The 14,680-nt window shown below is 55.6% G+C and carries 12 protein-coding genes; 7 read left to right on the plus strand and 5 right to left on the minus strand.

What is annotated here, in order from left to right; all coding sequences use genetic code 11:
• Positions 1–32: 32 nt before the first annotated feature.
• The 5 genes from ACR0MO_RS14430 to ACR0MO_RS14450 all read right to left on the minus strand — a co-directional run bounded on the left by ACR0MO_RS14430 (position 33) and on the right by ACR0MO_RS14450 (position 7,129).
• Positions 33–3,176 carry an ATP-binding protein gene (locus tag ACR0MO_RS14430; RefSeq protein ID WP_480891978.1) on the minus strand — a complete coding sequence of 1,048 codons (3,144 nt, stop codon included), beginning with the start codon at positions 3,174–3,176 and terminating at the stop codon, positions 33–35.
• Entirely contained in the window at positions 3,170–4,795 is a 1,626-nt protein-coding gene (locus ACR0MO_RS14435) for a B12-binding domain-containing radical SAM protein (protein ID WP_480891980.1), read from the minus strand. Before ACR0MO_RS14435 ends, ACR0MO_RS14430 begins: the two co-directional genes overlap by 7 nt.
• 179 nt (positions 4,796–4,974) lie before the next feature.
• Positions 4,975–5,112, minus strand: coding sequence for a hypothetical protein (locus ACR0MO_RS14440; protein WP_170521504.1), 138 nt, complete (start codon positions 5,110–5,112; stop codon positions 4,975–4,977).
• A gap of 131 nt (positions 5,113–5,243) precedes the next feature.
• Positions 5,244–6,128: an amidohydrolase family protein gene (locus ACR0MO_RS14445; protein ID WP_480891982.1), complete on the minus strand. Its 885-nt coding sequence runs from the start codon at positions 6,126–6,128 to the stop codon at positions 5,244–5,246.
• Positions 6,125–7,129 (minus strand): ester cyclase, encoded by a 1,005-nt coding sequence (locus ACR0MO_RS14450; RefSeq protein WP_170452941.1) that lies wholly within the window; start codon positions 7,127–7,129, stop codon positions 6,125–6,127. Before ACR0MO_RS14450 ends, ACR0MO_RS14445 begins: the two co-directional genes overlap by 4 nt.
• Positions 7,130–7,235: 106 nt before the next feature.
• On the opposite strand from ACR0MO_RS14450, the gene ACR0MO_RS14455 reads away from it, so the two are divergent.
• From ACR0MO_RS14455 to ACR0MO_RS14485, 7 genes are all read left to right on the plus strand, one after another.
• Positions 7,236–8,282 carry an ABC transporter ATP-binding protein gene (locus ACR0MO_RS14455; RefSeq protein WP_170452939.1) on the plus strand — a complete coding sequence of 349 codons (1,047 nt, stop codon included), beginning with the start codon at positions 7,236–7,238 and terminating at the stop codon, positions 8,280–8,282.
• A 95-nt stretch (positions 8,283–8,377) separates the two neighbouring features.
• A complete protein-coding gene (locus ACR0MO_RS14460; protein ID WP_170452936.1) occupies positions 8,378–9,631 on the plus strand; it encodes an extracellular solute-binding protein in 1,254 nt (417 codons plus the stop codon).
• A 67-nt stretch (positions 9,632–9,698) separates the two neighbouring features.
• Entirely contained in the window at positions 9,699–10,730 is a 1,032-nt protein-coding gene (locus ACR0MO_RS14465) for a carbohydrate ABC transporter permease (RefSeq protein ID WP_170452933.1), read from the plus strand.
• A gap of 9 nt (positions 10,731–10,739) precedes the next feature.
• Positions 10,740–11,621, plus strand: a complete 882-nt coding sequence (locus tag ACR0MO_RS14470) for a carbohydrate ABC transporter permease (RefSeq protein WP_170452930.1) — start codon at positions 10,740–10,742, stop codon at positions 11,619–11,621.
• Between the two features lie 135 nt (positions 11,622–11,756).
• Positions 11,757–12,287, plus strand: a complete 531-nt coding sequence (locus ACR0MO_RS14475) for an ester cyclase (protein WP_480891987.1) — start codon at positions 11,757–11,759, stop codon at positions 12,285–12,287.
• 11 nt (positions 12,288–12,298) lie between these two features.
• A complete protein-coding gene (hisD, locus tag ACR0MO_RS14480) occupies positions 12,299–13,630 on the plus strand; it encodes a histidinol dehydrogenase (RefSeq protein ID WP_170452925.1) in 1,332 nt (443 codons plus the stop codon).
• Entirely contained in the window at positions 13,627–14,679 is a 1,053-nt protein-coding gene (locus ACR0MO_RS14485; RefSeq protein WP_170521525.1) for an ester cyclase, read from the plus strand. The genes hisD and ACR0MO_RS14485 overlap by 4 nt, the downstream gene beginning before the upstream one ends.
• The last annotated feature ends 1 nt before the right edge of the window (position 14,680 follow it).

The following is a 14,680-nucleotide window of genomic DNA, read 5'->3' on the forward strand; positions in this document are numbered from 1 at the left end:
TTGTTGGCCCTTGCTCCAAATTCGAGGGATGATCAGCTCGACAGGCCCTCGATAATCGCGCGCGCCATTTCGGCTTCCTTGCTGTCAGCGGCTGGGTCCAACCCCTCTACCGCTTGCAAAAGCGCCTGGGCGGCTTCACGAGGCCGCCCGGTTGCGCCCAAGAATTCCGCGAACGACAGGGCGCCGCGTAACTCATGTGACTTGAACCCTTGTTCGCGGGCTTGCTCTATGCATGAACAATACAAGGCCTCAATGGCAGCCGGATCAGCAGCCCGCCCTGCGGCGAGCAGATCGGCTTTGGCTCGAATGACCTCTGGTTGGGCCCAAAGTTCTCCTCCGGTTTCGACTGCCTCTTCGGCGCTCTGCAAGGCCGTTAGCGCCTCATCCTGCCTTCCCAGCATCGCATACGCTTTCGCAAGGAAAACCAGCTTGAACGGCTCAGCGAAGTTGTCCCCGGTCTCGGCATGTATCGCCAAACCTCTTTCCAAGCGGTTGACTGCTTCTGCAGCATACCCTTGCATGATCCCGACAATGCCTAGGCATTCGTCAGCGAGCACCTCCCAGAATGGCATGTTGCGCTCTTTTGCAAAGTCAAAGATCGTTTCCGAGATCGTTTCAGCTTCGTCGAACTGCGCGGTGTTCAGCTTTACAAAATGCGCGAATGACAACGCATAGCCCAGCGTGTGCGCATGGTTCAATTCCTTCGCTTCAACTAACGCACGCTCGATCAGCCTGCTGGCTTCACCACCGCGGCACTCGGCGCAACAGACCAGCGCCAGGCTGCACAGTGCCATCACACGTACATCGGTGCCATAGAAGTAGACGAGATCACGATGCCGTTCAGTTTGGTATTGATGCAAGGCCGCTTCCAGGTGCTCGCGCGCTTCGGCGGGGCGGCCTGACAAGAAGAGTGAGAACCCGCCTAGGCGCAGCCCTACGAGAATTGCGTCGTCGTGCGACTCGCGCCGGGCCCGCGACAGAAACTCTTGGGCCAGCGACAGTGCGGAATAGACATCTCCGGCAGTTTGCCGTGAAACCCAACGCGCGTATAGCAGCGGAAACAAACGCTGTGTGTCGTTAAGTTTGTGGCACAGTTCAAGCGCGCGATCACTTGCGGTTTCAACCTCGCTCGCAACAAAACCCTTGGTTGCGAACAATGGTCCTAGCAACGCGGTTTGCGCCGCCAACTCCAACTGATCCCGTTCTTGCCCTTCAGGCAGTTTTTCTGCTTCTTCCAGCGCATGACGAAGGTTTGCGATTGCCTCCAGATTGGATGATCCATTCAACGAAAGCTGCGCCGCCTGCAGCCAGTAGGTCGCCGCGATCTTGGCAAGCCCCGCCCGGGACGCGTGTTGTGCAAGTACAAGCGGCGAACAGGAACTGCGGTCGGAAGGCATCTTTCTGAGAAAGTCCAGCGCAACCTTGTGCAATTCCCGTCGCCGCGGTTTCGGAAGGGACAGATAGGCCACATCTCGCACCAACGCATGTTTGAAGCGATAATCAGAGGACGGGTCTCGAATAACCCTGAAGATCAGTCCCGCCGCAAGCAAGGATTCCAGTGCCTGGTCGATTTCAAGTTCATCCCATCCGAGTATTGCACTCAGACCCGCCCTGTCGAAACTGCGGCCAAAAACGGCGGCAACTTGCGCAAGCTCCTTTTCCGGACCCAGCTTGTCCAATCGGGCCATCAAAGAATCCCGCAGTGTCGCGGGAACACGGAATCCGCTGGTACCTGAATCGTAATGACTTTCCTTGTCGGCGGCATCGAGAAATACGCGAGTGACCTCTTCAATAAACAATGGATTTCCATCGGCCCGAGCGACAATCGCGTCAACCGCGTCGGTTACCAAAGTTTCTTCATCAGCCACTTGCAGGCATAATCTTCTGCTATCATCGCGAGAAAGCGGGTCCAACGCGACTTCAACTGCGAGGGTTCCGGCTAGCATAGCGATCGGTTCACGCGAACTTATTGCTATCATAATTTGCCGTGATGAAATCTCCGCGATCAAACGGCCGAACAGTTCCATCGTTGAAGGATCGACCCAGTGCGCGTCTTCGAGAATGACAAGCAACGGCTTCTGTTCCGCAAGTGACAGAATAAACTGGATCAGATCAGAAACCAGTTTTTGGCGAAGCTCCCAGGAATCTCTCGTTTCGCTCGTTTGCTTGGGTTCTTTGGTTAAGAACTGCGATAGGGAATTCGCGAGATCTGAGCCATCGAATTCTGCCTCACTTAGTAATTCGTGTAGTTGAGCAGGGGTGTTGTGGGTCGCGTCCGGCATGTTCAATGCCGATAGCCGCGCTATACCATCGAAGATGGGAAAGAACCCCTCATTCTTATGTTCTGCTGAGCCATAAAGAGATAGAATATTGGCATTACCCTGAGCTGAAAGCTTTTTGCGCAGCACCCTGATCAGGCGGGATTTTCCTATCCCACCTTCCCCTATCAGGACAATACAGCGACCCTGACCTTCGGTCGTACTCTTCCACGTCTCCTCGAGAATTCTTAGCTCGCTTGTACGATTCACAAGAGGGCTGACAACTTTATGAAGCCGGATGGAGAGCTTGTTGGGCACATCGCGGCTGGAAACGACGCGGAACAGCTCTATCGGAACAGAAACACCCTTAAGCTCGACCGACCCCATCGTTTCAAGGTCAAAATAACCAGAGACCAGTGGTTGGGTATTTGCGCTGATAACAATCGAATTGGGTTCTGCCATTCCTTGGACGCGATAGGCTACGTTGGGAACGTCGCCAACGATCTCTGCAGCCTCCGGCCCTTCGTCAGCCCCCGTATCGTTCGCAAACATTATTCCGGTGTGAATACCGATACGTATCTGCAGCTGTTTGTCGAGCGCGAGAGAGAACCGTTCGTTGAGTTTTGATATGCGTTGCACAATCTCCAGCCCGGTCGAAATTGCAAATCGAGGGGCATCCTCGTGAGCGGTTGGGTAACCGAAGTAAACAAGAACACCGTCCCCGGAAAAGCCGCCGATTTTCCCGTTCGCCGCCCGGGCCGCATTCATACATTCCTCGCGAAACCCTTCTAGAATGCTGTGCAAGTCCTCGGGGTCGATATGTTGTGACAACTGGGTGGAATCAACGAGATCACAAAACAAAGCTGTAATCTGACGTCTTTCGCCGCCTGACGATTGCGAGTTTTGACCCTTCAGCATGAATGCGCCTCCATCAAGTGCATCTCGTCGGTTTCCAATACATCTTTGGGCGCAGCATCCATCAGCCAACTTTCCAGTTGTCCGTCGTTGCCGGTTATCATAATTGGCTCGAAATACTTTCTTCGATCCGCCTCGGTAATGCCGTCCGGTATATTGGCATATTGAGGATCCAGACGATCTTGGCCGGCAATGAAACTGCGCTCTGCCACATCTGAATATCGAGAGGCAAAAGACATCATGCGCAGGTTGGAACGTACAGCAATAAACCAAAAATATGGATTAAGACTGCGAGTCCGGAAAAGCCGGTACAGTGTTGATGAAACAACATTTGCCCAGCCAAACAGACGTCCGGGGCTCTCAAGCAGTTCTCGAGCGAAAACCGTAATTTCATCATGGGAGCTAATCGTGTTGTTTACCACGATAGTCTCGCAATCCAGATCTCGCAGACGGACATTGGGCATAAGGCGCCTCTCGCGGGCGCACTTCCAAAAAAATCCGGTTCCGAGTAAGGGCGTCACAAAACTGCAATAACAGGGTAGCGGAAAATCGCGCCTATCGCCAATGTGGCGCAATTGTCGGCGCATTGTCTCGACAGATGTTGTCTCAGGGTCAAAGAGATACCCGTATCCGACACACAAACCCTGCTTTTCGGCATAAATAACGTCGTCGATGACATTCGATCTGCGTGACAGGTTTTGCTTTTTTCTGTGGCTCTTCAGAAAATTCTCATCAAGCGACTCAATTCCAACAAAGACGTATTTGCATTTAGATTGAACAAGAAGATTGATCAAATCCCGGTCCCGCAAAGCATCTTGCGTGAGCATTGCGCCCCACGCTCTGACTTTTGGGTTGCGGGCAAGAAGGTTGACTACTGCCTTCATGTGGGCGCGGTTGTCGATAAAGTTGTTGTCGATGAACCAGATAATTGGGTATTTGGCGCGAGTGCTGCCCGACGGGCTTTTTTTGATTGCGTCGTCGATCGTTGCGGCCACCCGCTCCAATTTGTATTTAGCGTGCAGGGCATTTTCTGCCGGAAGAACACAGAAATCACAACGAAAGCTGCATCCACGTGACGCCTCGATTAAATGAAGCGGCAGGTCGATTCCATTCTCTGAAAGCAAACCGTGATCAATCTCATAATCTCGAATCTGATGCGACGACGAATAATAGATCTCATTCGTTTCGCCGATTTCGTAGTCGGTTAGAAAATCCCGGAACGCTTCCACCCCGCCTGCACAGACGGTGTCAAAAAATTGACTGGCGAATCTTGGAAACAGCGTGCACAAACTACCCCCGGCGACCACCTTTGCACCGGCGCTTCGAAAGGAATATGCAAGTTGCCGCATGCGGTCAAAATCCGTTTGGAGTCCGGTCAGAACGCAGATATCCACACCAGTAGTCTCGGCGCAATTGTATGGGCCATGCCAATCTTCCAAATGAATTTTCAGATTATATTTTTTCCGATCAATCAATGATCCCAAGTGAAGCGCGCTCATTGATTGTAAGAAATCGCGCGATCCTCTTTCAGATCGATCCTGAAGAAGGCGCGCACAAATTATGATGATATTGGTTTCAGGATACCCACTCTCAGAGTTAGGTTCTTTGGAATTCAATTTCATTGAAATACCTCGACCCGTTAATGGATAAAGTTTAAGCTAATAGACACTCTTGAGTCACTAATTCATTGATTTCCGGGTAACGTGTTGTTTGGAAATCAAAAAAACAGCGACAACGTTGGGGTATCGGCTTGTCCGGCTTGGGGCGAATAGCCGTAGCTGACCGTCACAATACTGCACGATCAAAACTCGAAAGTGATCTGTATTATCGAAGCCTTGAAGACCTGAGTGTAACACAGAATCTCGCGCGCCCAGCTGTAGTCGAGCGCAAAGGATCGCCCTCGATTGACCGGGTCGGACACTGCTGGATCCTGGTGCATTTTGCAGCATCCAGTAGTTTGGGTCATGAGCCTAGTCGTTGGGATTGAGCTGAGCAGACTTGAAATATGTCCGCCGCAAAGCCTGCTGGCTCTGACCTGCTTCCAGATCTTCAACGCACCCGCTAACCGCTCTAAGAAGTCCCAAATCGATAAAACCGTTCCGCGGTCTCGCGAAATACCGCTGACTTGGCCTGTTCTGGGATCAGATCGCGGAAGGCTTTCATCAGTGTTGCATAGTCACTGTAAAGGCTGTCGACCGGAAAGTTCGACCCGAACATCACTCGGTTCCTTCCGAACTGCGCGAGGCAAATATCAATGATCGGACGAATGCTCTGGGCTGACCAACTGTGATCAAACATGCCCAGACCGGACAACTTGCATGTTATGTGGGGCAGCTCTGACAATGCCCGCAGATCATCAGCCCATTGGTCCAAACCGTCAGCGCTCCGGTCATGAGGGGAGCCCGCGTGGCATAGCGCTATCTGCGTGTCCGGGGCTTGCGCAAGGATGTGGGCGGTTTTTGCGTAAAGCTCGGGGATGAGTTGCAAATCAAAGCTCAGCCCGCGGCGCCCTGCCTCCTGTAATCCTGCGAGAAAGCGGGGATCGCCCAACAGGGCATTGGTTCCGGTCCGGGCATCCTCGCCCGGTGCGCGCCCGACGATCTGGCGCACGCCGCGCACTGTGTTTAGGTGTTGGAGCGCGTCGAGTTGGTCGGGCAGATCCGGTGCGGTGAGATCACAGAAAACGACCTGCGCCATTGGCCAATCGGGATTGGCATCGGCAACAGATTGAACCCAGCGGGCCTCGGCCAGGCCGTCTTCAGCGCCGACCTGAATGTGAACCGAGGCGCAAATGCCGTTGGCTTTTGCGTCGGACCGGAATTCATCCAGTAAGTAGTTTCTTTGAATTGGCGTCGGATCCCCGAAAAAGCGCTTTACCCCGCGGGCCATCAGCCAGGGGTAGTGAACCGCCCCGAGATCCCAAAGATGGTGATGGGCGTCGATCCATCCGGTCATGTGCGCGGCACCTCTTGCATGCGTTCAAGAATATCGATGCCTTGCTGCTTCCAGAAATGCAGCAGATCGATGAAGATCCAGTTTTCGGCCAGCTTGTCCCCGGCGCGGCGGTAGATGTCGATGACGCGGAACTCACCCGCCTTGTCTGTGGCGGGCATGCCCATGAAACCGCCGGTGGGCCGTGCGGTGAAATTGGGCCATCCGAAGAACCCCCCGTAATGCCCCTCGGCCATGCGGCAGATATGTTTGGTCTTTGACCGGTCCGTGAACCCGGCCCGGAATGGCCCGGCATGCTGCTTGGCATATCGCTTGATCGTGTAGGTCGCGCCGATGCCGGTCGGTCCCCACCACAGCATGTCTTCGTGCCATGTGCGCCGCAGTTCATCCTCAAGGCTCAGACCGCTGTTCCATTGGCCGAGATCTGCGATCATCGCGTTGATTGCGGCAAGGGTCTTTTGCCCTTCTTCAGGAGGCTGCGGTTCGAAAATCAACCCGTCATGGGTCATGGGGCCGGGCTGAACAAGCTGCGCTGCCGTTTGCGGTGGAAAGGGCCGCAAACCAGCTTGCAGCATCAGATGCGGTATGTCGAAATACATGGCTGTCTCGGTGATCTGCCCGTTTTCGACCCTGTTGAATTCGCAATACCGCAGAAACGCCAGTTTGCCGGTGGGGGGGATGCCAAGCCAGGGTGCATCGAACAACCCCATCAAATGCCCCATCGAAACAACCCAGACCGACGAGAAATCATCAATCTCGTTGGCCCCGGCCATAAAGATATCCTGCCGTCTTTGCAGGTTTATCAGGGCAGTCTTCAATGGGGTCCAGAAGGTGCGCGTGACCTCTGCTGCGTTGTGAACTTCGTCGAAGGGATGAAAGCCTCGCCATATGTGATTCGAGCCGTAGAACTCGGTCAGAACGCTGCTTTCAGCCCCCGGTTCGGCAGTGTCCAGCTTGGCGTAGAAGTTTCTTATGACTTGTTTTTCCGCCGAAAAATCTGGCATGTGAAGGCGCTCCCTGCATACGATTGCAAAAAAATCTTGCCAAAATGCCGCAGTTAAGTCTACCGTAATTGCAAGCGTATGCAAAAAAATCTGACGGGAGGGGCTGATGGCCGAGATTCAATTGCGGAATGTTGGCAAGCGATGGGGTTCGTTTGTCGGCGTCGACAATTTCGATCTGACCATAGCTGACAAAGAATTCCTTGTATTGTTGGGGCCCTCGGGCTGCGGCAAGACCACGACCATGCGGATGATCGCAGGTTTGGAAGATGCCAGCGAAGGCGACATTCTGGTCGACGGGGTGCGCGTCAACGATATGGAGCCCAAGGACCGCGACGTAGCGATGGTGTTCCAGTCCTACGCGCTCTACCCGAATATGAACGTCTACGAAAACATCCGATTTCCGCTGAAAGTACGCGGCATTGACCCGTCGACCCATGACGACAAGGTGCGCCGCGCGTCGGCTATGGTTGAACTGGATGACTTTCTGCATCGTAAACCGGCGGAACTGTCCGGTGGTCAGCGTCAGCGCGTCGCCCTCGCGCGCGCAATCGTGCGCGAGCCGAATGTATTCCTGATGGACGAACCGCTTTCGAACCTCGACGCCAAGCTGCGGGTTTCCACGCGCGCCCAGATCAAGAACCTGAGCCACGAGCTTGCGGTGACAACCATCTACGTAACGCATGACCAGATCGAGGCGATGACGCTTGCTGATCGTGTGGTCGTTATGAAGAAGGGCGTCGTGCAGCAAGTGGGCAGCCCGACCGAGATTTACGACACGCCTGCCAACACATTTGTCGCCAGCTTCATCGGCAACCCGGCGATGAACCTGATGGAAGGCGAGGTTCGCAACGGAGTTTTTGTCACGAAGAACGTGGAGATTCCCGGCGTGCAAGCGCCCGAGGGCCCGCTGACACTGGGGTTCCGCGCAGAAGATGCCACGCTTGCGGAAAAGGGGCAGGGGCAAATCAATGCTCCGATCTATACCCAGGAGTTGCTGGGCGACGCGACGATGATCTCGGTTCGCGTTGGTGGCGCGCTGGTTTCCGTGAAGGCCGACAAGAATTTCCGGGCTGAAATTGACGACATGGTGTCGATCTCGGTGCCGGTCGAGATTTGCCATCTGTTTGACGGCCAAACCGGCGAACGGATCTGAAAGTAGCCCCGTAAATCACCGGGGATCAGCCTCGGGACCAGAACTTTGTGCGCGACAGGGGCGCGCACGACACTTCAGAGAAACAGGGAGATGAGATGTTTCTGAAAAAGCTAGCTACCGTAACCACTTTCGTCGGATTGATGGGTTCGGCTGCATATGCGGCGAACTGCGGTCCCGAAGGTCAATCCATCCGAATTCTGGCCAGTGATTTTCCGGCCATCCATGCCGTTGCAGGCACAGCCGAGGAAAACTGTGCAGGTGGGGCGTCCGAGTTTTCGACCAACCACACAACCGAGGCGCGCCAAATCATGAACGCGGCGCTGACGCCGAACCCTTCTGAATACACCTCGGTCATTCTGGCAAATTCAACGCTGACCCAGCTGATGAATGACGGTCTGGTGCGTCCGCTGAACGATCTGGTTGAAAAGTATGGCGAAAACATATCGCCCAACCTTCTGATCACCATCGATGGCAACGTCATGGCGGTGGCCTTCATGGCCAACTCGCAGCACCTGTTCTCGCGTACGGACATTCTTGAGCAGGCAGGCTTTGACGGTATTCCCGCAACCTACGAAGAAGTCCTTGAAGCCGCCGAAATGATCCGCGCCGCCGGTATCATGGAACATCCGATCGTGATGAACCTGAGCGCCGGTGACGGCGGCTGGAACCTCGCTGAGGTGTTCAACATGATCTACCTCGGGCATGGCGGCGAGTTCTTTGAGCCGGGCACAGCCGAGCCAGCAATCAACAACGAACAAGGTCTGGCCACGCTGGCAACCATGAAGGCGCTGGCAGAATACGCGCACCCCGATCACCTGACGCATGCGTCCAACGAGACGCAAGGCCTGTGGGAAGCCGGTCAGGCAGCTTTGGGCGTCATGTGGGGCTCGCGCGGTGCGCCAATTCTGGACGACGAAGGATCCTCGGAAGAGGTGACGTCGAACACGGTACTGTCTGCAGCACCGACTGTTGGCGGCGGTTCGATCCCTGCTGCGACCCTGTGGTGGGATGGCATTTCGATTGCCTCGAACGTGTCGGATGAAGAGGCCGAGGCAACCTTTGCGGCATTGGTCAGCGCGCTGACACCGGAGATGGTGGCGGCAAACAACGATGATGCCGTCTGGCTGCTGAATGGCTATCAGCCTGGACCAGCCGCAGCTGGTGTTTCGGCGACGGCGCAAGGCGGTGCAAAACCGTATCCGATGATCCCGCAGATCGGCATTCTGCATGCCGCGCTTGGCAAGGAATTGTCAGACTTCCTGAAGGGTGACGAGTCTGCTGAGCAAGCGCTTTCGGATGTCGAAGCGTCCTACCGGACGTCGGCCAAAGAGGCTGGCTTCCTCCAGTAAATCTCCCCGACTTGAGGGGGCTGTCACGGCCCCCTCTCTTTCTCGAATTTAGATCGGGACGCATGTTATGAAACACCGCACCTTCTTCTGGTTTGTTCTGCCGACACTGTCAGCGATGATCTTGTTCATCGCGTTGCCGATCGTGTCGGTGTTTATCCAGTCGCTTTTTGTCGAACACGAGCAGGTTCTGGTCGTCTCGGAAAGTTGCGGTCCGTTTGGATGTAACCCGACAACAACAGTCGATACGGAAGCGACCGAGAAGCTGCGGGAAGAACAACCGCTGGGCCGTTTCAACGGTCTGGGCACGTATTTCGACCGGTCACATCTGGCACTCGCCGACATTGGGGAGGCCTGGTCAACTTCAGAAAGCCTGGGTGAGTTCTGGTCGAAGGTTTACAACCTGCCATTTTACAACGCTCTGACCTTCACGCTGGCCTATACCTTCATTGTAACGCCTCTGGTCTTGGTTCTGGGTTTGGCGATTGCGGTTGGGGTCAACAACCTGCCACGCGCATTGAAGGGCCTTGCGATCTTCATTTCCCTTTTGCCATTCCTCGTAACCCCACTGGTTGGTTCCTTGATCCTGTTCTGGATGGTCGACGGTGATGGGGTGATCGGGGCAACAATTCAACGGCTTTTCAATGATCCAACCCTCAGCCTGAAGGCATCCACGCCGCTGATGTGGATCATGTTGATGGTGTATGGTGTCTGGCACACCCTGCCATTCAGCTTCATCACCTTTTATGCCGGGCTTCAGACGGTGCCCGAAGACACGATGGAAGCGGCGCAGATCGACGGTGCCAGCAAATGGCAAAGCATGATCCATGTGGTTGTGCCGCATCTGATGCCGCTGGTTTCGTTTGTGACCCTGATGATGATCATGGACAACCTGCGTGTCTTTGAACCCATCGTCAGCTTCAAGGCCGAGGCCCATGCGCGCTCGCTCAGCTGGATCATTTTCAACGACCTGCGCGAAAGCGGCAATCCGCTTTATGCCTCGGCTGGCGCGACCTCGCTGATCACCATCATCATCGTGGTCATTCTGATGATGCCGGTGCTGGTGCGCACATGGCGCGACTTCACCCGTAAATCTCACTGAGGACACGACATGGCGACCAAAGCACAATCCCGCATGACCCCGCTAAAGCTGTTCTCATACACCTTTGTCGCGTTCTGGCTGATCATCGCAGCGTTCCCTTTCTTCTGGACCTTCTGGGGCAGTTTCAAGGTTCAGGCTGACTTCCTGTCGAAAGCCGACTGGATGAACGCGCTGCGCGGCACAAACACTATCGAGCAAACCGGAAGCGCCTTTACCGGTGCAGGCTATTACGGCGCGTGGATCGAGGAAGATTTCTGGTTCAACTTCAAGAACACCGGCATCGTTGTCTTCTTCACTGTGGTCATCTCGCTGACCTTCGGAACATTGGGCGGCTACGCATTGGCCCGGTCCGGTTTCCGCTATGCGTTCTGGATCCTGATGGCGGCGTTGGTATTCCGCGCCATGCCGCATATCACGCTGGTTTCAGGCTATCTGCTGTGGTTCTTCGAATGGAACGTCTGGGGCATTCTGCCAACGACCATCATTGTGCTTGTGGCGATCAATCAGCCTTTCACGCTGTGGATGCTGCATTCATTCTTCAAGAACATCCCGAAAGACATGGACGAAAGTGCCATGGTCGATGGCTGCACCCGGTTCCAGGCCTTCCGGCATGTGATCGTTCCGGTCATGTGGCCCGGCGTGATCACCACGGGTCTGTTCAGTTTCCTGCTGGCCTATAACGACTTTACCGTCGCGGTGATGCTGCTGAGCGAAGAGAATGAAACCATCATTCCGGCCATCAACAGCTTCATGGGCACCACCCAGGTCGAGGGCAAGGTGATGTATGCGGTTGCGGCTGTGGTATCGGCCACGGCTCCGTTGTTTGTGCTGATCCTGTTCTTCCAGCGCCAGATTGTCAGCGGTCTGACTGCCGGGGCGGTAAAAGGCTGATGAGCGCGTCTGCACGACATAAGGCCATTGCGCGTCACCCTGCGCTCAACCGGATGCCGAGGGATTTTCTGTCAGAGCATTAACACTCTCTGAAAAAACGGAAATTCCTTACGCACCAACAAAAGGACGAGACACATGAAGGGCTCCCGCCCCGAACAGGCCGTGCTGACCAAAGACACGGATATGAGCAAAACCGAAGAAACGCGCGCTGTTATCGAAGGGATGGTCGATGGGCTGAACGATCATCGCATCGACGACATTGGCGAGTTCTTCTCGCAGGGCTTCCGCTGGATGGGCAATCAGGGATGTGGCACCAAAACCGGCCTGCAACAGTTTCAGGACAACTGGCAACGCCCGTTTCAGGCGGCGTTTTCGGACAAGACCTGCATTGATGAGGCCCGCCTTTACATGGGCGAATGGGCCGCCGCATTCGGTCGCCAGGAAGCCACCCATTCAGGCGAATTTCTGGGGATCGCCCCAACCGGCAAGCGGGTCGAAATCCGCTACATGGACTTCTGGAAAGTTGTCGACGGCAAGATCGTCGACAATTGGGTGAATGTCGATTTCGCTCATGTCGCCGCACAGCTGGGCGTGGACGTCTTCAACGGCGAAGGCTGGGAAGCATTTGACCGGGGCGAGAAAACGCCGCCCTGGCCCGCAAACTGAGGATCAGGATAATGGCAATCGAATATCTGAAACGCGGCAAACCCGAGGCCGACAGGGCCGAAGATGATGCCAAGACCCGCGCTGTCGTCGAGGCGACCCTGAAAGACATCGAAGCGCGTGGGGATACGGCTGTGCGCGAATTGTCGGAGAAATTCGACAACTACTCACCCGAAAGCTATCGCCTGAGCCAGCAACAGATCGACGATCTGATCGCATCGCTGTCTGAACGGGAACTGGAGGATATCAAGTTCGCGCAAGCGCAGGTGATGAATTTCGCCCAGTCTCAGCGCGATTCAATGCTGGACATCGAAGTGGAGACTTTGCCCGGAGTGATCCTGGGGCATAAGAACATCCCGGTTCAGTCTGTGGGCTGCTACGTTCCTGGCGGCAAGTTCCCGATGGTGGCGTCGGCGCATATGTCCGTCGCGACGGCCAAGGTTGCCGGTGTCCCACGCATCATCTCCTGCACCCCGCCGTTTCAGGGCAAGCCCAATGCCGCTGTCATCGCGGCGATGCATTTGGGCGGCGCGCATGAGATCTACGTGATGGGCGGCATTCAGGCTGTGGGCGCCATGGCCATCGGAACGGAAACGATCGAGCCCGTGCACATGCTGGTCGGTCCCGGCAACGCTTTTGTTGCGGAAGCCAAGCGGCAACTCTTTGGCCGTGTCGGCATCGACCTGTTCGCGGGCCCGACCGAGACCATGGTGATCGCAGATGAAACTGCCGCAGATGCCGAGCTTTGTGCCACCGATCTGCTGGGTCAGGCCGAGCATGGGTATAACAGCCCCTGTGTTCTGCTAACCAACTCGCGCAAACTGGCCGAGGACACCTTGGCCGAGATCGACCGTATTCTGGGAATCCTGCCAACCTCGGACACGGCCCGCGTCAGTTGGGATGAATATGGTGAGGTGATTGTCTGCGACACGTATGAAGAGATGTTGAAAGTGGCCGATGACATCGCGTCCGAGCATGTGCAGATCATGACCGACCGCGACGATTGGTTCCTTGAGAACATGACCTGCTATGGCGCGCTGTTCCTGGGGCCGCGAACGAATGTGGCCAATGGTGACAAGGTGATCGGCACCAACCACACGCTGCCCACCAAGAAAGCCGGGCGTTATACTGGTGGTCTTTGGGTCGGTAAATTCCTGAAAACGCACAGTTATCAAAAGGTTCTGACGGATGAAGCCGCAACGATGATCGGCGAGTTCGGGTCGCGCCTGTGTATGCTCGAAGGTTTCGTTGGCCATGCTGAGCAGTGCAATATCCGGGTGCGTCGCTATGGCGGCATCAATGTTCCCTATGGCGAAGGTGCGCCTTATCGAGAGGCGGCGGAATGAGCGATATCCATTCGGCGAACAAGGCACTGATCGCGCCGCTTCGGGCCGCGATGTATGACTTTGACGACGTCCGTGTTCAGGCGGCGCTGAAGGGCGTGATCGCCGCCGACGCCGTCATCCATATGCCGCATCCCTTCGGTGATCTGACCGGTCCGCAGGAACTCTATGACACCTGCTATGCGCCCCTGCTGAAAGCCATGCCCGACCTTGAACGACGGGACTGGATCGTGATGGGCGGCAAAACCGAACATGGCGATGACTGGATCGGGTGCGGCGGTCATTACTACGGCACCTTTGTCGCCCCGTGGCTGGACATTCCGCCAACCGGGCACCTGACCCATATGCGGTATCACGAATTCTATCGCGTCGTGGATGGGCAAGTGGTCGAGATTCAGACGCTCTGGGATATCCCCGAAGTGATGATGCAGGCCAAAGCCTGGCCCATGGCGCCGTCCTTGGGTCTGGAGTTCTGTATTCCAGGCCCTGCCACCTTAGACGGAATTGTGCCGGGCCCGTGGGATGAGGCCAAATCTCAGGCGTCCTGCGCCCATATCGTTGAAATGCTGGAACACCTCAAGAAACACCCAAGCCAGGGTGGCCCTGAGGTGATGGAGATGCCAAAATTCTGGCATCCTCGCATGAACTGGTATGGCCCCGCAGGGATCGGCACCGGGCGCGGCATTGCAGGGTTCCGCAATTGGCATCAGATCCCATTCCTGAACGGGATGCCGGATCGCGGCAAATACGTGGACGACATCACCTATCATTTCTTCGGGGATGCTGAATACGCCGCCGTGACCGGCTGGCCGAACATGATCCAGACGGTGACCCATGACGGTTGGATGGGCATTGCGCCATCTGGCAAGCGGATCACCATGCGCAGCCTTGATTTCTGGCGCTTGGAGAATGGTCTGATCCGTGAAAACTGGGTTTTGGTCGACCTGCTGGACGCCTACCGGCAACTGGGCGTAGATGTCTTTGCCCGGCTGCGTGAATTCAACAAGGTACGCGTACAGGGCGAGATTCCATTCCCGGTCGGCGAGGTTTGAT

It is taken from the genome of Ruegeria sp. K5, from assembly GCF_056531805.1.